Below are 22095 nucleotides of genomic sequence, written 5' to 3'. Positions count from 1 at the left end.
TTTTTAGGTAAGTCTAAAAATTATTTTAGAATATTCTATATATTTGATTTTTGATTTTCATTTATGTCTAAGCCTTGGCGTTCTGAAGTTAAAACTCATTCACTGAGTGAAGTTTATGCGAGTATCCCTATTCCGAAAGGAGGGAGTTTTTGGAAGAATCTTCGTGCTTTCATGGGTCCTGGCTTTATGGTGGCTGTTGGCTATATGGATCCCGGAAATTGGGCAACGGATTTAGCTGGTGGAGCGCAATTTGGGTACACGTTGCTATCTGTTATATTAATATCAAGTTTATTTGCTATTCTTTTGCAGCACTTAGCCTTAAAGTTAGGGGTCGCCTCTGGACGTGACTTGGCTCAAGCTTGTGGCGATGCCTTTTCCCGACCTGTCGCAATTTTCTTATGGGTGATTTGTGAACTTGCGATTGTGGCCTGTGATTTAGCTGAGGTTATAGGTTCGGCATTAGCTTTAAATTTATTGTTTGGGATACCTATTTTGGGAGGAATTGTTATTACAATTTTAGATGTTTTCTTAATTTTATATTTTCAAAATCGAGGATTTAGGGTTCTTGAATCAATCGTTTTGGCACTTTTGGGTGTAATTAGTGCCTGCTTTATCTACGAGATTTTTATTGCTCAGCCGGAGATTGGCCCTGTATTGCAAGGCTTGATTCCATCGGCGGGAATTTTTCAGGATTCCAATCAATTATATGTAGCAATTGGTATTTTAGGTGCGACCGTCATGCCGCATAATTTATATTTACATTCAAGTATTGTTCAGACGCGTGCATTTGCTCATACAGATGAAGAACGGACGAAAGCCATTAAATTTGCTACATGGGATTCAACGCTTTCACTTTCTATTGCCTTTTTTGTTAATGCTGCAATTCTTATTTTGGCAGCTGCGGCGTTTCATTGGAGTGGACAACAGCATGTAGCCGATATTCGGGATGCGTATGAATTGTTAAATCCTGCCCTAGGGAGTCGGTGGGCTGCTATTTTGTTTGCTATTGCCTTATTAGCTTCTGGGCAAAATGCTACGCTAACAGGTACGTTAGCAGGTCAAATCGTTATGGAAGGGTTTTTAGATTGGCGCTTGAAACCTTGGATTCGTCGTTTGATTACACGTATGCTGGCTATTTTACCCGCTTTTTTTATTACTTGGGTCTGGGGCGAAAGTAAGATCGGTGATTTATTAATTTTTAGTCAAGTTGTTCTTTCCATGCAACTTAGCTTTGCGGTGATTCCGCTCGTTTTGTTTACGAGTGATGTAAAAAAGATGGGCAAATTCGTAAACGCACCTTGGTTGACCGTCAGCGCATGGATCATAAGCGCCATAATCTTAAGTCTTAATTTGTATTTATTAGCGCAGATTTTCTTTGGCGCGTAGCCAGTGGTTATTATTTCCTACTTGTTCGATCGAGTCCCACATAATATCTTTAAATGGACTTTTGATTCCTTTTAAAAGAGATACATCTGATCGGATTTTCAGGATTTCATTAGACAATCCTGCCGCGTAAAATGCCTCCAAGGTTTGCGCACCTCCTTCTACCAAAATTGATTGAATTCCCTGGTTGTGACAATATTTCATTATCCCCAAAAGTAGATTTTCTCCAAGCGCTATCCATTGTTTATTACTTTCTTCATACGAGAAATCTTGTGTAAATATGGTGACCGCACTTTCGTCAGTAATGAGTGTTATGTCGCGAAGCATACGGTTGTGAGGATCAATGACCATACGTATTGGGGTATTGCCCGGCCAAAATCGTGCATTTAATTTTGGATTATCAGCATTGGCCGTATTTACGCCAATCAAAATTGCCTGATGCTGTGTGCGTAATTTGTGCACCAATTTTTGGCTAAGTAGATTTGAAAAGCCAACAGGCTCTCCCGTTTCACGCGCAATAAATCCATCGCTAGATTCTGCAAATTTTAGTGTGACCCACGGCCGGCTTTTATCATGAAAATGAAAAAAATGCCGATTTAAATAGGCTCCTTTTGATTCAAGTATGCCTATGTCAACTGCGATTCCCGCTTGTAAAAGTCGCTGCATTCCTTTCCCTGACACGAGTGGATTGGGGTCTAAATTACAGATGACGACGCGAGCGACCTGTTCTCGAATTAACAAATCAGCGCATGGAGGCGTTTTCCCAAAATGACTGCACGGTTCTAAATTAACATAAACGGTTGCGCCCTTTGCTGTATGACCAAGGCTCTTAAACGCATTTACCTCTGCGTGCGAATCACCATATCGGGCATGATACCCTTCACCGATGATCTGGTTTTCGAGTACAATTACGCAGCCGACTAACGGATTAGGTGCAACGTGCCCATCGCCTAACAAGGCCAGGTCTAGCGCACGTTGCATCCAAATTTCGTCTTTAGTCATGTTCAACTTTTTTCCGGCTTGATGACATGTAACTGTAAATTGCTGGAATGATGTATAGTGTTAATGTGGTTGAGAATAACATACCTCCTACGACCGCAATACCCATTGAAACGCGGCTTTGTGAGCCTGAACCTAGGGCTAGCGCGATAGGTAAAATACCTAAAATGGTACAAAGCGATGTCATGATAATAGGGCGGAAACGAGCAGATGCTGCATTTTTTACGGCCTCCATTTTCATCAATCCCGTATCTTTTTGTTGGTTCGCAAACTCAACAATCAAAATACCATTTTTGGTCACGAGGCCAATCAACACGATAATACCAATTTGAGAGAAAATATTCAATGTTTGACCAAAATCCCAAAGGGATAACAGTGCTCCGGCAACGGCCAAAGGCACCGTAAATAGGATGATAAATGGATCAACAAAACTTTCAAATTGCGCTGAAAGAATCAGGTAGATCAACAAGATTGCTAACGCAAACGCGAAAAGTAATGAGGAGCTTGATTCTTTAAATTGCTTACTTTGACCATCATATGCTGTTGAGAATGATTCGTCGAATGTCTCCTCGGCTAATTTATCCATTTCATCAAGTGCCTCACCTAATGTTACACCTTTGGCCATTTGTGCGGTCACTGTCGCTGCTGAATAGCGGTTGAAACGAAACAATTGTGGCGGCGTACTTTGCTCAGTTATTTTGACCATGTTGTCCAATTGAATCAAATCGCCCCGATTATTTTTTACATATAGGGATTTGAGGTCGTTAACATCATTTCGAGAGGAACGATTTATTTGACCTATAACCTGATATTGTTTTCCATCCATGATGAAGTACCCGAAGCGACGACCCGAAAGTCCCAATTGTAAGGTTTGGGCCACATCTTGAATCGATACCCCTAGGTTTTGCGCTTTTGAACGATCGATTTCAAGGCGTAATTCTGGTTTAGTGAATTTTAAGTTTATGTCTGAAATTTCAAATTTTGGGGAATCACGTACCTTCGCCATAAATTGTGGCATCATTTTTTTCAACCTATCGAAATTGGGAGCTTGTACGACAAACGCAACTGGCAAGCCTCCACCACCACGCTGACCCGTTTGTAAAGTTGGCTCTTGAGTGACGATTGATTTTGCACCCGTGAATTTCTTTACCTTGGGTTGAATCGCATCTACGATGGCTTGTTGGCTCCTACGCGACGTCGTGTCCCTCAATAAAATACGAACGAAGCCAGAATTTGAACCTGCATTCCCAAATCCCGGAGAAGTAATCGTATAAATCGAAGTTCGTTCTGATTCGGGGATTTCTTTCATAAGAAATCTCGAAATTTCATCCGTATAGTTGAGCATATAATCAAATGTTGCTCCTTCAGGTGCCGTCGCACTAATCCGCATTTGACCTCTGTCTTCAAGTGGAGCCAATTCAGAAGGAATAGCACCTGTTTTGAAAAGTGTGTAAATCAAGCCCATTAAGCCGACCATGATTACCCAAGCGACCCAACGAACCCGAAGGAATGCACTAAGTGAATTTTCGTATGCTTTTGTCATCCAGACAAAGAATGGTTCGGTTACTCTGTAAAACCAAGGTTTTGAATGACCTCCTTTGAGTAATTTTGAGCTTAACATAGGTGTTAAGGTCAACGACACAAAGGCGGATATGATGACGGAACCAGCAACCACAATACCAAATTCACGGAATAATTGACCTGTAATACCCTCTAAAAAGATAACGGGTAAAAATACCGCTGCTAGTGTAACCGTGGTCGAAATAACGGCAAAGTAAATCTCGTTTGAACCTGCTAAAGCCGCCTGCCAAGGTGTTAAGCCTTCCTCGATTTTGGAATATATGTTTTCCAAAACAACAATAGCATCATCTACCACAAGACCAATGGATAATACGATTCCGAGTAATGTGAGTACATTGATTGAAAATCCTGCTAGATACATAAAAAAGAAAACACCAATTAACGAAACAGGAATTGCTGTCAGCGGAATGATCGTTGACCGCCAATCACGTAGGAATAGGAAGATAACTATTGTCACCAACAAGATAGCAATCAAGATCGTCTCCTCTACCTCTTCGATCGATTTACGCACGTATCTGGTATTGTCATATCCCTCCTTCAAAATCACATCACTAGGGATGGTCGTTTGAATTTGCTTCATTTTTTTATGAATCTGGTCGACAATTTCGATTTGATTTGAACCTGGCTGTGGAATCACAGCAATCGAAATCATGGGCACCATGTCTCGTTTAAAGAATGTCTTTTCGTTTTCGGGCGCTATGACGGCATTGCCAACGTCCGAAAATTTCACGATGCGGTCACCTTCCTCGCGGATGATTAGGTTATTAAAATCCTCCACCGTGGCTAATCGGCCTTGCGTGCGCACCGTAAGTTCCGTATTGTTTCCCTCGATACTGCCGGAAGGAAGTTCGATATTTTGTTTCGTTAACGCATTCACGATATCGGGTGCTGTTAACCGGAATGAGGCCAAGCGTTCTGGATCTATATTTAAGCGCATCGCATATTTCTTTTCGCCCCACATTTGAACAGAAGAAACCCCTGGAATTGTTTGCAGTTTTTCCTTCACACTACGTGTTGCGATTTCGTTTAAGCTTAACAAATCCCGCGTATCGGAATAAATATTCAAGTTATAGATGGGGCTTGAGTCCGAATCCGCTTTGGATACGACGGGCGGATCAACATCTTTAGGTAATAATGCCAACGAACGTGAGACACGATCGCGAACATCATTTGCGGCATCTTCAATGTTCACCGACAAATCAAATTCAACTGTGATGCTGGACCTTCCGTCTCGACTTGAGCTGGAAAGCGTCTTGATCCCGGCGATACCATTGATGGACTCCTCGAGGGGTTCCGTAATTTGAGACTCAATAATATCGGCATTCGCACCTGTATAACTTGTCTGGACTGTAACCACAGGTGGATCTACGGAAGGATATTCGCGAATCCCCAAATAGGAATAGCCAATTAACCCAAATACGATAATTGAGACCGACATCACAATGGATAAGACCGGACGTTTAATGCTAGTTTCTGATAAAGAGGCCATATGTTAAGCTAGGTTTTTTTGTGGTAGTTGGGCATAAACGTCTTCGAATGTTAATTCGGACGCGGTGCCTTTTGAGTTAAATACTATCTGAGCAAGACCATCATGTTGATATGCGCCAGAATATACATTGTATTGATCGAAATTTACAAATCGACCGCAAAGAATTAGTGCGGGAATACGAAACGCGTTTGCAATATGTGCTGGTCCAGACTCCACACCTATGAAATATTCCGCATCGCGGATAATCTGCAAGGTTTCATAGAGGCTAGTTTTTCCTACCAGCGATGTGAATCGTGACGATTGATATGCCAATGGCTCAATTACGCCTATTTCAACGACATGAACATCGTTTTCTGCAATAATCTGATCGATTAATCGGCACCATAATGAATCTTGCCAATCACGCATTTGGGCATTGGATTTGCGATGAATAATCCAATATGGTTTTTGTAATAGCGTGTTTTTTACCCCTTTTTCGAGGTAGATATGTGGATATCCGCTCAATTTTCCAAGGTCGGCTAATTGCGAAACAACTTCTAATAGATTGAAATGGTGAAGGTAGTTTTCCTTTGTTATTCCCATCTCAGCTGCTTTGGTATTTTTTAAAAATTGTCCCGGGAAGAAAGGGTCACTTCGTAAATAACCAAGGTGCAAATTGTAAAATAGGTCAAATGGATGTTTTTTTGTTACATACATGCTGAACAACACGCTTTGCTCGTCGACGAGCAATTCGATTTTCGGGTGATTTTCAAGTATTGAGCGAAAAGCGGGCTTTATAATCCACACAATTTTTGCCGAGGGGAATTTGCTACATAAAGCTTCAATTATCGGTTCTGCCGCAACGATATCACCGAGGTGCTCGGCGAGCAATATTCCTATGAATTTATCAGTTGGTCGCCTCCATTTTTGTACGCGAATTTGCAAATAGAATCGAACATAGGCAATTTGAGCCGCTAGCACGTGAGCTAGCTTGCGCCATTTATATTGCCAAACTGACAGATTCCAAAACATGTTTATTTATTGAAGAACTTCTTTGATTTCAACTTCGCCGTCTGGTTTCACTTGAATGATACCATTGGTGATTAGCGAGTCCCCAATGCTTAGTCCTGAAATGATTTCCACATTCTTTTCCCCACGGTTACCCAGTTCTACTTTTACAGGAATAGATTTTCCATTTTTCACAATGAATACCCGACTTCCTTTTGCTTCCGGCACCACAGCTTCGGTAGGAATAAGAATGGCATCACCTTTGGTTTTCAAGATCAAGTTTACCTTTGCAAATGCTCCGGGCACTAAATTCCCTGATGGATTAGGTGCTAAGGCACGTATTTGAACCGTACGTGTCAACGGGTCAATTTTAGGATCAATCGCATATACATTTCCGCGGTACATTTTTTCTTCACTCTCCGTAATAAATTCGATTGTGCTTCCCTTGCGAATAGCCGTCGCATATTTTGCAGGAATGGAGAATTCAATTTTAGCTGGGTTTGTATTCGTTAACGTCGCAATCCGTGTGGCCGGTGAGATATAACTACCCAAAGACACATAGCGGAAACCTATCGTTCCTGCGAACGGGGCCAAAACGGTCGTTTTTAATATTTGGGCTTTCAGATCTTCAATGTCAGCAGAAATCGTATTGACCGAGTTAACGGCGATGTCATATTCCCGCTGGGAAATCGCTTCTTTTTGTAAAAGTACTTTTTGGCGTGCCTCGTTATCCTCGGCTAATTTCTTATTGAAACCTAACTTGCGCAAACGGGCTTGTAAATCGTCGTCGTTGATACGGAATAATACCGTTCCTTTTTTAACCGCATCGCCTTCCTTGATATTAAGTAAAATAATTCTTCCGGCGATTTCTGAGCGTACTTCTACCTCTTCGTTCGCCAATATCGATCCAGTCGAGCTAATTAAATCGTCTAATCGGGTAGATTTGACCACTGTAACGACGACGGAAGTTTTACCGCCCTTGCCATTTTTGTCTTTTTTTGCATCCTCCGTTTTCTCTTTGCTAAACGTTTTTTTGATTTTTGGATAAAAGGCGAGTCCTAAAACAAGCGCTAGGATCAAAATTCCAAGGATCGATTTTGTTACTTTATTCATGGTTAAATGGTCAACGGTTTAAATCAATATTAAAATTACTGAGTGTGGCTAACTGCGCTATCCTCAATTGTAGGTTTATTCTTTCTTTCCTTGATTAAGCCAAGGTAAAATTTGTTCATTTTGTATTTGATTCATCACAAAATGGCTTTGAGCGTTACCGATATTCTTGATACTGGCCAATTTATGTAAAATAAAATTCCGGTATTCATCCATGTCGGAAACCACGATTTTCAACAAAAAATCACTGTGTCCCGAAACGCAATAACATTCCTGTACTTCTAAAAGCGACATGACATCCGTTTCAAATTGCTTGAGGTAATCAGCCGCATGTTCTTTTAAGGAGATATCACAAAATACGGTAAGTGATTTACCTAATTTATTCGGATTAATCATCGCACGGTAACCGGTAATGACCCCCTCTTTTTCCATCCGTTTAATGCGCTCGTGAATAGGTGTTGCACTCATTCCGAGCCGAGTGGCCATTTCCTTGTTAGATAAGAATGCGTCCTCATGCAGAAATGCCAAAATTTGTTTGTCAATATCGTCTATCTTGGCCATTGTTATAGTGGGCTAGGGACTAATGATGCGCCGACGGAAACGACACCTTTGAGTGTATCAGTTCGCATATACTGCTCCAAAGCTACGCGGTATTTTCCGCGACGTGGAAATTTCAAACCCTTTAAAATAGTATATGAGTGGCTGTACATATCCCCTAAACCGCCGCCTTTTGGCTTGCCTGTTTTGGGATCATAGAGTATCGCTTCAGCAAAAGCTTTTTTCCAAACGCCTTGTTTTTCTTGGATGAGCCAACAATTAAAATATAAATTGTAAAAGGGGTATTCATTTGATTGCCGAATCGCGACGCGTAAATCGTAGACGGTTACGGTGTCTTTAATTTCGAAAGGAAAAACGATTTGTTTTTTCTGCACCCAGCCATTTTCTGCCAAGGATTCAGTTTGGTCAAAAACGGCGTCCGACTGACAAGAGCTGCTCAGGAGACTTATCAATACCATAACCCATAAAATACTAGAGGTTATTTTCATGTCGTTTTAGGCTGATGGGGCTTCGGAAGATCCCCCTTCACGTGGTGGTCTTGGCTTAAATTTCTTCTTAAATTTCTTTTTGAAGGGTTTGGGTTGGCCCGTTGTATCTGTCAAACCACCTTCTGCTGTCGGATTTGCATTCACGTTCGGTTGAGTTGTTGCATCTGGGCGTGGTCCCCGGTTATCCGGTCTTGGTCCACGCTCAGGGCGTGGGCCTCTATTTTCAAATCGGTCACGGCCTCCGCGATTGCCCCCTTTTCCGCCTCCAGAACTCGGTTTTTTACCACCGTATTTTTTGTCCATCCGCTCTAAATCCGAATTTAATTCGGATAAGGTTGGCTTTTCAACTACCGGGGCATCTGGATTTAAGTCACTAAATGACTCAGGAATGATTCCTTTTTTATTAAGATCAATGATTTCTTTAACGCGGTCACAGCTAACAGGTATCCAGATTGCTTCTTCTCCCACAATCCCAAACCACATCATGCGCTTGAAAATATCTGTTTTTTGTAAAACAGCTTCCCCTTTTTTAGTTTTTAATCGGCCTTCAATTGTTGGGATGCTTTTTAGTGCATCCATATACGTCTCTAATTCGTAATTTAAACAACATTTTAGGCGACCGCATTGGCCACTTAATTTAACAGGGTTAAGCGATAAATTTTGATAACGCGCCGCTGAAGTAGTTACATTTTTAAAGTCGGTCAGCCATGTCGAACAACATAACTCACGCCCACAGACGCCAATACCACCCAAGCGGCCTGCTTCTTGTCGCGAAGAAATTTGTTTCATTTCTACGCGCACTTTAAATTCCGTTGCTAATAATTTGATTAATTCACGAAAATCGACGCGATCTTCCGACGAATAATAAAAGATGGCTTTCGTTCCGTCTGATTGAAATTCAACATCCGAAAGCTTCATATTTAATTTAAGATCCCCAATGATTTGTCGGCCCCGATACATCGTAGGCATATCCCGCGCTATCATTTGGTTATGTTTTTCGAGATCTTTATCGCTAGCGATCCGGATGATATTTTTTAAATTATCATCGTCTTTAATTGACTTTTTCATCAATTGCAGGCGTACTAATTCGCCTTGCAGGGAAACAACTCCCATGTGTATTCCCGAGGATGATTCCACCATGACACCATCACCTGTGTGTAGCATGAGCCCATTCGAATTCCTGAAATATTCTTTACGACCTCCTTTGAATTTGATTTCGACGATATGAAAACGCTGAAATTGAGGGACATCCAAGTCAGACAGCCAATCAAAAACATTCATCTTATTACACCCACCTGTGCCGCAACCGCCATTACTTTGGCAGCCCGAAACTTCTCCTTCTACACTTTTGGATCCACAAGATCCCGTTGAACACGATTTACATGCCATAAGCTATTGATTCCATCGATCGCTTATCCTTTATAACGTAGGATGTCGAGACCAATATCTCTTCTAAAGTTTTTACCTTCAAATTGGACCGATTGGGCCGCCTTTTGAGACTTTTGTATCGCCTTCTCTAGGGTATTTGAAGTTGCTGTGAGAGCAATAACTCGCCCCCCACTAGTCAAAATTTGTCCATTTTCTTCTCGCGTTCCCGCTTGGAAGACAATTGCATCTGTTACTAAATCCAATCCGCTAATTACGTCTCCCTTCCGATATTCTTCTGGGTAGCCCTCAGCGACAACCATTGTCGTTACGGCAAATTGCTCCGAGATTTCAATTTTCTCTTCGTGCAAAGTGCCACGTGCAGCTGCAAGCAGCAAAGATAAGAAATCCGATTCGATTCTAGGTAAGACTACCTCGGTTTCAGGATCACCCATCCTTGCATTGTATTCAATCACATAAGGTTCCCCTTCGTGATTCATTAAACCAATAAATATAAATCCCTTATACGGAATGCCTTCTTTTTTCAATCCAGCAAGCGTCGGTTTAATCACTTTTTGATCCACGGCACTCATGAACTTAGCCGTTGCAAATGGTACGGGCGAAACAGCGCCCATTCCACCCGTATTCAATCCTTCATCATTTTCACGAATCCGCTTATAATCCTTCGCTTCCGGTAAAACCACATAATTTTCGCCATCTGTCAAAACAAATACAGACATTTCAATACCACGCAAAAATTGCTCAATGACTACTTTTTCGGATGCCGCACCAAACTTTGCGTCTAACAACATCTCTTTCAACGAGCTTTGAGCCTCCGCTAATGTTTGGGCGATAATCACCCCTTTTCCAGCAGCGAGCCCATCGGCCTTCAATACGATTGGTAAAGATTCGTTTTCTAAATAGACTAAACCAGCCTCAATAGTATCCTTTGTGAATGTTTCCGAAGCGGCCGTTGGGACGCCATACATATGCATGAATTTTTTTGAAAAATCCTTGCTTCCCTCCAATTGTGCACCCGCCGCGCCTGGACCTACAATACCCACATGCGTTAAATCGGCATGTGATTCGATGTAATCTCGAACTCCTTTTACAAGGGGCTCCTCAGGCCCTACAACCACTAATTCAATTTGATTTTCGCGGATTGCCTGAACAATACCCGCTAAATCAGCAACGCCTACAGGTAAATTTGTGCCAAAAGTGGCTGTGCCCGGATTACCCGGAGCAAAAAATAAATTACTAAGTAATGGGCTTTGGGAAACCTTCCATGCAAATGCGTGCTCACGACCTCCCGAACCGATAATTAAAACATTCATAAATCTAATTGGCTAATTCACTCAAAAACTTAATGCGCATCAAACGCAATTCTTCTTCACTCACATCTTCAATATTACATTCATCCAGTGCCTGTGCGATGTTATCGGTGTCTGCCGATAAGAAATAGTCGAATATTTCGTCTTGTTTATCCGGTTCAATTACTTGATTGATAAAATAATCCAAGTTCAATTTGGTTCCTGAATAACAAATAGCCTCAATCTCCTCAATCAATTCCGACATGTTCAATTCTTTCTGCTCGGCAATTAAATCTAAATCAATCTTGCGATCAACCTGTTGAATGATGTAAATTTTGATTTTTGATTTATTGACCGTCGACTTGACCACCACTTCTTTAGCAGTTTCAATTTCGTTTTCATCCACATAGCGAATGATCGTATCTATAAACTGCTTTCCAAATTTGACTACTTTGCCCATTCCCACACCTGTAATCTGCGCCATTTCCTCCTGATTTGTCGGGTAGGTAGTCGCCATTTCCTCTAGTGATGGGTCTTGGAAAATTACATATGGAGGAAGGTTTTTCTCCTTCGCTACTTTTTTACGTAAGTTTTTTAATATTTCAAATAATGCATTATCATACGCTTTTGCGCCCAATGCCGCATTTTCTTCCTCATTTTCAGCCGTTATCGCCTCTTGCTCATAATCATGATCACGCGCGAACGTTAATGGATACGAATCTTTTACGTAGGCCGCTGATTTTTCATTAAGCTTTAAGACCCCATAATTTTCCACGTCCTTAGCAAGTAAGTCATAGATGACCATTTGCTTTATAAACGAGATCCAAGGTGATTTTTGGCTCTCCGGATTTGGCTCTCTTTTTGTTTTCTTAAGTAGCTTTGGTTTTTTCGGCGCGTCGTCATCTCCGTCTTCATCATCCTCGTCATCCTCGTCATCCTCCGGTTCAATAACATTCCAAGGTGCTATTGCCCCAATCCCAAAGCAACTCAGTTTTTCATGCTCGTAACTTTGGGTATATTGATTGCTTTTCCCTTCCAATACATCCGCTAAATGCTCTGCATCAAACCTTTCCCCCGTTTGTTTCACGGCATCTAAGACCCAATGAACTTCCTTTTCTACCTTAAATGTGGCCGTTGGGTGCTTGCAATTATCGCAGAAACCACAATTTTCAGCCATGTGCTCGCCAAAATAGCTGAGTAGTTGCTTGCGCCGACAAACCCCCAAATTGGCATAATAGACCATTTCACTCAAGAGTAATTTGGCATTTTCTTTTTCGGAAACGGCTTTGTCTTTATTGAATTTATCAAGCTTCAGTATATCGTCGTAGGTATAAAACAAGATACATGTGCCATCCAGGCCATCACGTCCTGCTCGACCTGTTTCTTGATAATATCCTTCCAGCGATTTAGGCGCATCATAGTGAATTACAAAACGCACATCCGGCTTGTCGATGCCCATTCCAAAGGCTATCGTCGCCACCATCACGTCTACTTCCTCATTCAAAAATGCCTCTTGATTGCTTATACGAACCTGCGGATCTAAGCCGGCATGATAGGGAAGGGCGTTTATCCCATTCACCAAAAGCAGGTCAGAAATTTCCTCCACACGCTTTCTGCTTAAACAATAGATGATACCCGCTTTTCCGGAATGACCTTTAATGAAGCGGATCAGTTGTTTGTCAATATCCTTCTTAGATCGAATTTCATAGTAAAGATTTTTCCGATTAAAGGACGTTTTAAAAACTGTCGCATCTTCTAAATTTAATGTTTTTTGGATGTCTTGTTGGACCTTCGGAGTCGCCGTCGCCGTTAACGCAATAATTGGTAATTTTGCATTTATATTCTCAATGATCGTTCGGATCTTACGGTATTCAGGTCGGAAATCATGGCCCCATTCGGAGATGCAATGCGCTTCATCGATCGCCACGAATGAAATATTGGCTTGTTGGAGGAAATTCAAATTCTCCTGCTTATTCAACGACTCAGGCGCGATGTACAATAATTTGACGACACCACTAATCACTTCTGCTTTGACGCGATTGATTTCGGCCCGACTTAATGAAGAGTTTAAAAATTGAGCATTGATGCCAAAAGCAAGCATTTGGTCTACTTGGTTTTTCATTAATGCAATCAAAGGCGAGATGACGATTGCTGTGCCTGGCATGATGATGGCAGGTAATTGGTAGCACAGTGATTTGCCGGCGCCCGTAGGCATTAGGACAAAACTGTGGTTTCCAGCAATTGTATTTTGGATTATCGCCTCTTGCTCGCCTCGAAACTGACTAAAGCCAAATGTCTTTTTGAGTTGCTCTTTTAAAACATTAGGTGAAATGGGATTGGTCATACGATTGATCGTGGCGTTTGCGTTTTGTTACTTGGCGGAATTCTTTTTGATTGTCTTATCTTTGAACCCTTATAATCCTTACTAACATTGAAATTAAGCAAAAATATTCAATCCACAGCAAAAAAAGTTTTAACGCAAGAAGCGAAGGCCATTTTACATGTAAGTCAAGCAATCGATTCCGAATTTGAAGCCTGTGTTGAACATTTGCTAGCTCGCCCGGGCAGGATTGTATTTACGGGAATTGGTAAATCTGCCATTATTGCTCAGAAGATTGTTGCCACAATGAATTCAACGGGGACGCCCGCTTTGTTTATGCATGCTGCCGATGCCATTCATGGAGATTTAGGAATGATTCAGTCGGGTGATTCCGTGATTTGCATCTCCAAATCCGGCGATACCCCCGAAATCAAAGTGCTTGTGCCCTTAATTAAACGTCTAGACGTTTCGTTAATTGCCATGGTTTCGAATAGAGAGTCGTATTTGGGGCAGCAGGCCAACTATATTTTACATGCGTTCGCAGAACAAGAGGCGGACTTAATGAATTTGGCGCCTACAACATCAACGACCGTAGCCTTAGCTCTTGGTGATGCCTTAGCCGTTTGCTTGTTGGAATGCAAAGGGTTTACCGCTCAAGATTTTGCCAAATACCATCCCGGTGGAGCCCTTGGAAAGCGGATGTATTTGAAGGTTTCTGATTTATATCCTCAGCATGATTTTCCTTCCATTGTGTCTGCGGCAACTATTAAAGAGGCAATTCACGAGATTAGTTCGAAGCGGCTTGGGGCCACCGCTGTAGTAGAGGGCGGTGAATTATTGGGGATTATTACGGATGGCGACGTGCGCCGTATGTTAGAAACGCAGGCCGACTGGTCAGCTATTCAGGTCATCGATATGATGAATCGAACCCCAAAAACCATTGATTCAGACGCTTATGCGACGGAGGCATTGGCGATTATGCAATCCTTAAATATTACGCAATTGATTGTGCTTGCAAATAAAAAGGCCGTGGGATTTGTCCATATCCACGACCTTTTAAAAGAGGGAATTGTCTAAATTAGCGCATGCGATTCGAAGACTGCACGAGCATTTCGTCCTTCCGAATTAACCGATTCGCAATCATATTTGCTAGTAGCGCGACCACCATCGCGTAAAATCCATAGCCATATTTTCCTTGAATTTCCGGATCAAATGTAGGCATCGCCTCTTTAAATATCACCCAAAAAGCGTAGGCCATCGCGCCTGCAAGTAATAAGGAATTGACTAAGCCCAACATCATTTGGCGGACGCGGTTTTTAAATGAAAAAATCGTTACTATGGTGATGATGGTGGATAAGGTGATTAAAATCGCAATCGCGATCGTCGGGTGAGTTGCTGTTATTTGTTCCCCTTGCGATACTGTCCATTCATTGAAGAAAAGGGTTGCTTTTTGTCCTGATGCACCTATTTTACTCCATATTGGCCAGCCCGTTGATGTAACAAGGCTGTTGGCGATAATTACTAAGGCTAATAAAAGGGATTGTGGTCTCTGAATCATACGTATTAAGAATTTGATGCAAAATTAAGCATTTTCTTGAAATAGCTTGGCTGCGATTTTTGCTGAGCTGAGGCATAAAGGAATCCCGCCTCCTGGATGGACACTTCCGCCAATCCAATAGAGGTTTTTGATGCTCGGTCGGTAATTAGGATGCCGTAAAAACGCCGCAAATTTATTATTGGATGCATTGCCATACAAGGCACCACCTGAAGAGGAGGTACGCGTTTCGATACGGCGGGGATCCAGGTAGTCCTCGGAAACAATGTGTTTTTCAAGATCCACCCCTAAAATTTGGCTAATTTTTGCGATTACATTTTTACGTGTTTCAGCGACTAGATTGTCCCAATCTTGCCCGCTATTTGCCGGGGCATTCATTAAAACAAACCAGTTCTCACAACCTGCAGGTGCATCTTCTGAAGCTACTTTACTTGAAATGTGAACATAGGCCGTTGGGTCTTCGTCCATTGTTTGCGTTTTAAAAATTGCGTCAAATTCCCGCTTATAATTTTCTGCAAAAAAGATGTTATGCACGCCCAATTCATCGAATGTGCGGTTTACCCCCCAATAAAAAATAATTCCTGAGCTTGATTTTGGCTGATTTAGTAATTTTTTCGGTTTGGTGATTTCAGGTAATAATCGATCATATGTGGGACGAATGTCTGCATTGCTAGCTACGTAGTCAAAGTCATAAGTTCCTTTTGTTGTGTCCAACCCGGTAACTTGATTACCAGCACATCGAATGTTGGTCACCGGTTCTTCCAGGTGGAATTCAACGCCTAAATCTTTTGCCAAGCGGGTTAAAGATCTAGGTATTTCAATCATTCCCCCTGATGGAAAATACGCCCCCAAATTGTATTCTAAATGTGGAATAATGGATAAAGTGGCCGGTGTTTGATAGGGGTCAGACCCATTATAGGTGGCATATCGATCGAATAACTGGGCCGTTTTGGGGTTTAAAAATCTTTTTTGGTGATGTGTATGCATGGTCTCGAAAAGACCGAGGCGGTGTAAATTGGCATATCCCGTTAGTGCTTTTTTGCCTGTCCAGGTAGCTAATTTATGTAAGGAGTTGTCTAGAAAAAGATCGCTTACGATGTTATATTTTATTCCTGCCTCCGCGATATAATTACGAATGTTGGTGGCTGATTCTCCAAGTACTTCGGCGATTTCCTTAGAAGTTTTATCAGGATCTTGATGGGTATTCAGGCGTGTCCCATCTTCCCAGAAGTACCGACAAATTTCCGGCAGACGTTCGTATTGTAAGTATTCTCGTGGGTTTTTTCCAGCAAGGGTAAATAATTCATCAACGAGTTGCGGTAATGTAAATAACGACGGCCCCGCATCGAATCGATAGCCATCGAGCGTGATTTCGGCTAATTTTCCGCCAGGATAGGCATTAGCTTCAAACACGTGAACTTGTTGGCCCAAGCATGCCATTCGAATCGCAAAAGCGATACCTCCAATTCCTGATCCTACGATTCCGATTTGCGCCACTGATTTATTTTTGAAGCTCTAAATTAACTAAATAAGAATAAACGGGTAAATGTTTTACACTCCATTTCATTTTCTGTAATTTTGCACGAATTTTTAATTTAAAATATGCTACGTACACACACGAACGGCGAATTGCGCATGGGCCATGTAGGTCAAACGGTCACTTTATGTGGTTGGATACAAAAGACGCGCGACAAAGGAGGGATGATTTGGGTTGATTTACGTGACCGGTATGGGATTACGCAATTGATGCTAGAGGAGGGGAAATCGACTCCAGAGGCGTTACAAATCGCCCGTAGTTTAGGCCGTGAATTTGTTGTGGAGGCGATAGGTGTGGTTGTAGAACGTTTGGCGAAAAATGACAAAATGCCCACGGGCGACATTGAGATAAAAGTGACGGGAATTCGGGTTTTAAATCCAGCCAAACTGCCACCTTTTTTGATTGAAGATGAAACGGATGGAGGGGATGATATCCGCATGAAATACCGGTATTTAGACTTACGTCGTAATCCGATTCGTGCGAGTTTGCAATTGCGCCATCACGTAGGTCGCGAAGTGCGTAATTACTTAGATAAGCAAGATTTTATTGAGGTTGAAACGCCTGTATTAATCAAATCCACTCCGGAGGGAGCGCGTGATTTTGTCGTGCCTTCGCGCATGAATCCAGGTGAATTTTATGCCTTACCACAATCTCCACAAACATTTAAGCAATTATTGATGGTTTCCGGTTTCGACCGTTACTACCAAATTGTGAAGTGTTTTCGGGATGAGGATTTACGCGCAGATCGCCAGCCTGAGTTTACGCAAATCGACTGCGAAATGTCATTTGTGGAGCAAGAAGATATTCTGAATATGTTTGAGGGATTGATTCGTCATTTGTTCCAAAATGTGAAAGGCTTCGACATCGGCCAAGTGCCACGTATGACCTATGCGGATGCGATGAAATATTACGGTTCGGATAAGCCGGACATTCGATTTGATATGAAGTTTGTGGAATTGAAAGGCGAAGGCGTGGATTTAACGTCTGGCAAAGATTTTCAAGTTTTTGATACGGTGAACACCGTAGTGGGTATTTGCGTTAAGGGTGCTGCTGAGTATACGCGGAAGCAATTAGATGAATTAACCGATTTTGTTCGTCGGCCGCAAATCGGGGCCAAAGGCTTGATTTATGCCCGTGTTCAACCGGATGGAGTTGTTAAATCGTCGGTGGATAAATTTTATTCAGAAGCAGATTTGGCAACTTGGTCAGCAGCTTTTAATGCGGCGCCTGGCGACTTAATTTTAGTTCTTTCAGGGGAAGGTGACAAGGTGCGCAAGCAATTAAATGAATTACGTTTAGAAATGGGAACGCGTATGGGATTACGTGATCCGAATAATTATAAAGTTCACTGGGTAGTTGATTTCCCACTATTAGAGTACGGTGAGGAGGAAGATCGCTGGTTTGCGATGCATCATCCATTTACAAGTCCGAAACCGGAAGATATTCCATTGATGTTAGCGGGCGAATTTGCAAAAGTTCGTGCGAACGCCTACGATTTAGTCGTGAATGGCGTGGAAGTAGGAGGAGGTTCGATTCGTATTTTCCAAAAAGATCTTCAGTCTAAAATGTTCGAAGTGCTTGGATTCACTCCAGAGGAAGCGCAAGCACAATTTGGTTTCTTATTAGATGCCTTTGAATATGGGGCGCCGCCGCATGGTGGTTTGGCCTTTGGTTTTGACCGCCTTTGCTCGTTGTTCGGTGGTACGGATTCAATTCGGGATTACATTGCCTTCCCTAAGAATAACGCAGGACGTGACGTGATGATCGATTCTCCTTCTCCATTGGCGCAAGCACAGTTGGATGAATTGAAGATTAAGACGACGGTTTAAATTAGTGAATATAATGAAAGAGGGGGCCGCGCAGCGGCCCCCTCTTTTTTTTAAAAATCGTAATGGAAAACAGGACTTTTCCATTCGCCGGCATTGATATTCAACACCTCTTTAATCTCGCCTTTGTGGATATCGAATACCCAGCCGTGCAAGTGAGGGAATTGGCGTTTTCCCCAAGCTTTCTGGACGATAGAAGTCTTGGCTAAGTTTTGGATCTGTTCCGCAACATTCAATTCCACTAGTTTATTGAAACGTGCCGTTTCATCCTTGATGTCATGCAAATCTTCGTAGTGTTTTTCATAGACCTCTTTGATGTTACGTAGCCATTTGTTAATTAGTCCAAAATCGTGATTGGTCATCGCTGCCTTCACCCCACCACAATTATAATGCCCACAAACAATGATGTGTTTTACTTCAAGTACTTCGACGGCGTATTGAAGCACCGACAATAAATTAATGTCCGTATGGACGACCATGTTGGCCACATTCCGGTGAACGAAAATATCACCTGGATCCGCATGCGTAATTTCTTCCGCAGGGACGCGGCTGTCAGCACAACCGATCCAAAGGAAAAGAGGGGTTTGGGTTTTTGACAAATTGTCAAAATAGGTCGGGTCTAATTCTAGTCTTTCGCTAGCCCAAGCTTTGTTACTCAGTAGTAATTTTTTGTATTCTTTCATGATTATTTCTTTTTTAAATCTGCCTCAATGCCTCTTTCGTGAGCTGTGGCGATAAATTCTTGAATAAGTAAATTAATGTCGTGATCCATGAAATGCACTTTGGAAATATCAATAAACACTTCAGAGCCAGTTGGGATCTTCCGTAGCGCTTCTTTTAAGGCCATTTTGTGTAAAAAAGTTACGTCCTTTTGGAATTTAATTAATACTTCATTTCCATTTTGGAAAACGGTGAAAACTGACGAATAATTCGTCACTAAGACGAAGACTAGGCCCACCAAGGTTCCTACAAAAATACCCCACAATAAGTCAACACCTACGACTACGACGATAGTGACTAAAAAGGGAACCCATTGCTTCCAACCTTCTGCAATTACCTTTTTAAAAGCGGAAGGGTGGGCAAGTTTATAGCCCGTGTACAATAAAACACTCGCTAAACAGGCCAATGGAATTTTGTTCAGGTACAACGGCAAAGCAAGTACCGCTGCGAGAAGCAAGATACCATGGAAAAACCCTGACATGCGGCTTTTTCCACCCGAATAGATATTTGTGGAGGAGCGTACAATCACCGAAGTAATCGGAATTCCGCCTAATAGTCCACTAGCTACATTTCCAGCCCCTTGAGCTAAAAGTTCTCTATCTGGTGAAGAGATTCTTTTTAAAGGGTCTAAAGAATCTGTTGCTTCTAAGGACAATAAGGATTCTAAAGATGCGACAATCGCTAATGTTAAGGCGATGGAATACACTTTGGAATTCGAAATAAAACTCCAATCAGGCGAAACTAATCCACCCCAAACCTCGCTAGTCGAAGCAAAAATGGGCAGATTCACCATATGATCTTTAGAATCCCCTAAATACCAGTCAGGCGCCCAAAAAGCAAAACTTTCATTCATCGCCACTCCCGCCAAAACCACAAATAAGGAGGCAGGAAGCGCATTCATAAATCGAAATGTTTCACCTAGCTTCGTCCAAGAAAACAGAATAATTAATCCAATGGTCGAGATGAGTAAGGCCCCAGATTTAAGGGTAGTAAAGGATGCTAAAATCTCCGAAAAGGTATTTTTTCCATCTTTTTGGTCAAATTCAAATTCGCCAATAAAGTCCAAATCATCCCCAATGGCATGCGGAATTTGTTTTAAAATGATGACAATTCCGATTGCAACTAACATGCCTCGAATGACAGATGAAGGGAAGAATCCACCGATTTTCCCCAACTTAAGCAGCCCAAGTGCAATTTGAATTACACCGGCAAGTATGACAGCAACTAAAAAGCCAGGAAATGAACCTAGATCAATAATGGCAGTCGCTACGATGATCGTAAGTCCAGCGGCGGGTCCACTGACAGATAGCTCAGATCCAGATAAAAGAGAAACGATAATTCCTCCCACGATACCAGCCACAAGGCCAGCTAACAAGGGCGCACCTGATGCAAGTGCTATCCCTAAGCAAAGAGGAAGGGCTACTAAAAATACAGCAATGCCCGATTTCCAATCTCCTTTGAGAAAGGACTGTATGTAATGATTCATATGTTTTTATATTTTAATTAATGAAAAGTTAGTTAGGTCAGGGCATGCAATCAGGTGGGGTTAGGATCGGATTTACATGCGCATTTGTTTTCCTTACTAAATAAAAATTAATTAAAATATTTTTATGAAAAGAGTCTGGGAGTAAGCTGCATTCCATTGAATAAATTGATTCATCTGAAAAATCCTGATCCTCATCCGTTATTTCATCCTCCTCTTGATTTTCTTGTTTTTGATTTACGGGCTTCGAATGATGATCAGATTGCGTTGTAAGTTGACATGGCGCGGAGGCACGCGCATACGTCGTCGCCTGTACTTGCGAGAAGCTCAGTAAGCAAATCAATAAAGTGATTATCGCACGCATTAGTCGAATTTAATTTTAGTCTGATTCGTTATTTTGCCTTTTTCATCGCGTTCCTGAACGACAATAGGTTCAATATCCTCAAATTTATCTTTTCCATAGCGCATTTCCTTTTTTAATCGGCCTCCCGATCCAAATTCGTAAAATTCACGCCATCTACCCACGCGAATACCTTCGTCTAGTTTCCCCTCAATCGCTAAATTCCCAGACGGGAAAAAAAGTAAATACTGGCCCGTTGACTTCCCATAAACGAACGGAATGACCTCTTTAATCTTAAGCTTAGCCGCATCAAAATAACTTATTTCGGACCCTGCAGGAAATCCACGGTCAAAATAATTTTTCGTCAAAAGTATACCTTCTGAATCATAGGCTTCCCATCGGTCATTCTTCGCCCCCATGTAAAAGTAGCCCTCTTCGACGAGCACCTCATTGATTATTTTTCGATACGAACCATGGCAAATTTGTGCGCGTTGGTTTTCCTTTAATGGCGTATTTACGATACGAGATTGGCCGGGATCGTACCACCAAATCTCCTGCACATAGGGGCTTACAGATTCATCTTCGACATACTTGACGACATTGAATTCTTCAATGGTAGCTCTTCCTCCTGTACCGTAACTTCCAACTCTACGTTCTGTTTTAGTACCCTCGTACTCGTCTTTAAGTTGGACTTTCTTTTTCAACCGCCGGGCTGTCATGCTTGCTTTTAGGCTTACATCTTCCCAAATCGCCTGACTTTCATTTTTGATATTTTTAGCTGATTCCAGCCCTTGCTCGAGTCCTGTACTGAGCCGACCGCCAAACAAACCTCCTGCTTTTTTCGTCGTATCTGTTAAGGGCTTATTGCTTGAAAAAATGGATTTGTCTTGCGCCCCACTTAAGAAGCAAATGGACAGCAACAAACAGAAAAAGACACAATTAAATTTCATATGTATGGAACGTTCAACGTCCAAAAAAATTTTCCAAAAATAGGAATTTAAATGTTTCCCTCGGGTAGTTTGTGTATTTTTGTAACGTTTTTTA

The 22095-nt window shown here is 41.9% G+C and carries 18 protein-coding genes; 3 read left to right on the top strand and 15 right to left on the bottom strand.

The window, feature by feature from the left end; translation table 11 throughout:
• Positions 1-63: 63 nt before the first annotated feature.
• A complete protein-coding gene (locus ACIQ6T_RS00465; protein ID WP_395783096.1) occupies positions 64-1386 on the top strand; it encodes an Nramp family divalent metal transporter in 1323 nt (440 codons plus the stop codon).
• Here ACIQ6T_RS00465 and ribD read toward each other — a convergent pair.
• The 9 genes from ribD to ACIQ6T_RS00420 form a co-directional block, all read right to left on the bottom strand.
• Positions 1360-2385, bottom strand: coding sequence for a bifunctional diaminohydroxyphosphoribosylaminopyrimidine deaminase/5-amino-6-(5-phosphoribosylamino)uracil reductase RibD (gene ribD, locus ACIQ6T_RS00460; protein ID WP_395783094.1), 1026 nt, complete (start codon positions 2383-2385; stop codon positions 1360-1362). The genes ACIQ6T_RS00465 and ribD overlap by 27 nt on opposite strands.
• The gene (locus ACIQ6T_RS00455; protein WP_395783092.1) at positions 2378-5452 is read right to left on the bottom strand and encodes an efflux RND transporter permease subunit; all 3075 of its coding nucleotides are present in this window, start codon (positions 5450-5452) and stop codon (positions 2378-2380) included. Before ACIQ6T_RS00455 ends, ribD begins: the two co-directional genes overlap by 8 nt.
• A 3-nt stretch (positions 5453-5455) precedes the next feature.
• Positions 5456-6463 (bottom strand): glycosyltransferase family 9 protein, encoded by a 1008-nt coding sequence (locus ACIQ6T_RS00450; RefSeq protein ID WP_395783090.1) that lies wholly within the window; start codon positions 6461-6463, stop codon positions 5456-5458.
• A 6-nt stretch (positions 6464-6469) separates the two neighbouring features.
• On the bottom strand, positions 6470-7552 hold the full coding sequence (locus ACIQ6T_RS00445) for an efflux RND transporter periplasmic adaptor subunit (protein WP_395783088.1): 1083 nt from the start codon (positions 7550-7552) through the stop codon (positions 6470-6472).
• Between the two features lie 75 nt (positions 7553-7627).
• Positions 7628-8110, bottom strand: coding sequence for an Lrp/AsnC family transcriptional regulator (locus ACIQ6T_RS00440; RefSeq protein ID WP_395783086.1), 483 nt, complete (start codon positions 8108-8110; stop codon positions 7628-7630).
• Positions 8111-8112: 2 nt separating this feature from the next.
• Positions 8113-8595 carry a gliding motility lipoprotein GldH gene (locus ACIQ6T_RS00435; protein WP_395783084.1) on the bottom strand — a complete coding sequence of 161 codons (483 nt, stop codon included), beginning with the start codon at positions 8593-8595 and terminating at the stop codon, positions 8113-8115.
• Positions 8596-8601: 6 nt separating this feature from the next.
• Entirely contained in the window at positions 8602-9984 is a 1383-nt protein-coding gene (locus ACIQ6T_RS00430; protein WP_395783082.1) for a stage 0 sporulation family protein, read from the bottom strand.
• Positions 9985-10007: 23 nt separating this feature from the next.
• Complete coding sequence (gene purD, locus ACIQ6T_RS00425; RefSeq protein WP_395783080.1) at positions 10008-11294, bottom strand: phosphoribosylamine--glycine ligase; 1287 nt, start codon at positions 11292-11294, stop codon at positions 10008-10010.
• A gap of 4 nt (positions 11295-11298) precedes the next feature.
• Entirely contained in the window at positions 11299-13614 is a 2316-nt protein-coding gene (locus tag ACIQ6T_RS00420) for a RecQ family ATP-dependent DNA helicase (protein ID WP_395783078.1), read from the bottom strand.
• An 87-nt stretch (positions 13615-13701) separates the two neighbouring features.
• On the opposite strand from ACIQ6T_RS00420, the gene ACIQ6T_RS00415 reads away from it, so the two are divergent.
• Positions 13702-14667: an SIS domain-containing protein gene (locus tag ACIQ6T_RS00415; RefSeq protein ID WP_395783076.1), complete on the top strand. Its 966-nt coding sequence runs from the start codon at positions 13702-13704 to the stop codon at positions 14665-14667.
• A 1-nt stretch (position 14668) separates the two neighbouring features.
• On the opposite strand, the gene ACIQ6T_RS00410 is transcribed toward ACIQ6T_RS00415, so the two are convergent.
• Both ACIQ6T_RS00410 and crtD read right to left on the bottom strand, forming a co-directional pair.
• Entirely contained in the window at positions 14669-15148 is a 480-nt protein-coding gene (locus tag ACIQ6T_RS00410; RefSeq protein ID WP_395783074.1) for a DUF4293 domain-containing protein, read from the bottom strand.
• Positions 15149-15172: 24 nt separating this feature from the next.
• Entirely contained in the window at positions 15173-16642 is a 1470-nt protein-coding gene (crtD, locus tag ACIQ6T_RS00405; RefSeq protein WP_395783072.1) for a 1-hydroxycarotenoid 3,4-desaturase CrtD, read from the bottom strand.
• 105 nt (positions 16643-16747) lie between these two features.
• Here crtD and aspS point away from each other — a divergent pair, with 105 nt between their 5' ends.
• Positions 16748-18511: an aspartate--tRNA ligase gene (gene aspS, locus ACIQ6T_RS00400; RefSeq protein ID WP_395783070.1), complete on the top strand. Its 1764-nt coding sequence runs from the start codon at positions 16748-16750 to the stop codon at positions 18509-18511.
• Between the two features lie 50 nt (positions 18512-18561).
• Here the strand turns inward: aspS and ACIQ6T_RS00395 are convergent, their stop codons facing one another.
• Genes ACIQ6T_RS00395 through ACIQ6T_RS00380 form a run of 4 tightly spaced genes read right to left on the bottom strand, consistent with a single transcriptional unit; the run spans position 18562 to position 22001 of the window.
• The gene (locus ACIQ6T_RS00395) at positions 18562-19191 is read right to left on the bottom strand and encodes a carbonic anhydrase (RefSeq protein ID WP_395783068.1); all 630 of its coding nucleotides are present in this window, start codon (positions 19189-19191) and stop codon (positions 18562-18564) included.
• 2 nt (positions 19192-19193) lie between these two features.
• A complete protein-coding gene (locus ACIQ6T_RS00390) occupies positions 19194-20714 on the bottom strand; it encodes a SulP family inorganic anion transporter (RefSeq protein WP_395783066.1) in 1521 nt (506 codons plus the stop codon).
• Positions 20715-20751: 37 nt separating this feature from the next.
• Positions 20752-21075 (bottom strand): hypothetical protein, encoded by a 324-nt coding sequence (locus tag ACIQ6T_RS00385; RefSeq protein ID WP_395783064.1) that lies wholly within the window; start codon positions 21073-21075, stop codon positions 20752-20754.
• The gene (locus ACIQ6T_RS00380) at positions 21075-22001 is read right to left on the bottom strand and encodes a toxin-antitoxin system YwqK family antitoxin (protein ID WP_395783062.1); all 927 of its coding nucleotides are present in this window, start codon (positions 21999-22001) and stop codon (positions 21075-21077) included. The genes ACIQ6T_RS00385 and ACIQ6T_RS00380 overlap by 1 nt, the downstream gene beginning before the upstream one ends.
• Between the last annotated feature and the right edge of the window lie 94 nt (positions 22002-22095).

It is taken from the genome of Aquirufa sp. (genome assembly GCF_044377215.1).
Lineage (GTDB): Bacteria > Bacteroidota > Bacteroidia > Cytophagales > Spirosomataceae > Aquirufa.
Note: the sequence above shows the minus strand (reverse complement) of the source record. Positions and strands in the feature narration are given on the sequence as shown.

Excerpts from the sequence above, each read along its gene's own strand:
- ACIQ6T_RS00465 (WP_395783096.1), top strand. The coding sequence starts at position 64 with ATGTCTAAGCCTTGGCGTTCTGAAGTTAAAACTCATTCACTGAGTGAA.
- ribD (WP_395783094.1), bottom strand. The coding sequence starts at position 2,385 with ATGACTAAAGACGAAATTTGGATGCAACGTGCGCTAGACCTGGCCTTG.
- ACIQ6T_RS00455 (WP_395783092.1), bottom strand. The coding sequence starts at position 5,452 with ATGGCCTCTTTATCAGAAACTAGCATTAAACGTCCGGTCTTATCCATT.
- ACIQ6T_RS00450 (WP_395783090.1), bottom strand. The coding sequence starts at position 6,463 with ATGTTTTGGAATCTGTCAGTTTGGCAATATAAATGGCGCAAGCTAGCT.
- ACIQ6T_RS00445 (WP_395783088.1), bottom strand. The coding sequence starts at position 7,552 with ATGAATAAAGTAACAAAATCGATCCTTGGAATTTTGATCCTAGCGCTT.
- ACIQ6T_RS00440 (WP_395783086.1), bottom strand. The coding sequence starts at position 8,110 with ATGGCCAAGATAGACGATATTGACAAACAAATTTTGGCATTTCTGCAT.
- ACIQ6T_RS00435 (WP_395783084.1), bottom strand. The coding sequence starts at position 8,595 with ATGAAAATAACCTCTAGTATTTTATGGGTTATGGTATTGATAAGTCTC.
- ACIQ6T_RS00430 (WP_395783082.1), bottom strand. The coding sequence starts at position 9,984 with ATGGCATGTAAATCGTGTTCAACGGGATCTTGTGGATCCAAAAGTGTA.
- purD (WP_395783080.1), bottom strand. The coding sequence starts at position 11,294 with ATGAATGTTTTAATTATCGGTTCGGGAGGTCGTGAGCACGCATTTGCA.
- ACIQ6T_RS00420 (WP_395783078.1), bottom strand. The coding sequence starts at position 13,614 with ATGACCAATCCCATTTCACCTAATGTTTTAAAAGAGCAACTCAAAAAG.
- ACIQ6T_RS00410 (WP_395783074.1), bottom strand. The coding sequence starts at position 15,148 with ATGATTCAGAGACCACAATCCCTTTTATTAGCCTTAGTAATTATCGCC.
- aspS (WP_395783070.1), top strand. The coding sequence starts at position 16,748 with ATGCTACGTACACACACGAACGGCGAATTGCGCATGGGCCATGTAGGT.
- ACIQ6T_RS00395 (WP_395783068.1), bottom strand. The coding sequence starts at position 19,191 with ATGAAAGAATACAAAAAATTACTACTGAGTAACAAAGCTTGGGCTAGC.
- ACIQ6T_RS00390 (WP_395783066.1), bottom strand. The coding sequence starts at position 20,714 with ATGAATCATTACATACAGTCCTTTCTCAAAGGAGATTGGAAATCGGGC.
- ACIQ6T_RS00385 (WP_395783064.1), bottom strand. The coding sequence starts at position 21,075 with ATGCGTGCGATAATCACTTTATTGATTTGCTTACTGAGCTTCTCGCAA.
- ACIQ6T_RS00380 (WP_395783062.1), bottom strand. The coding sequence starts at position 22,001 with ATGAAATTTAATTGTGTCTTTTTCTGTTTGTTGCTGTCCATTTGCTTC.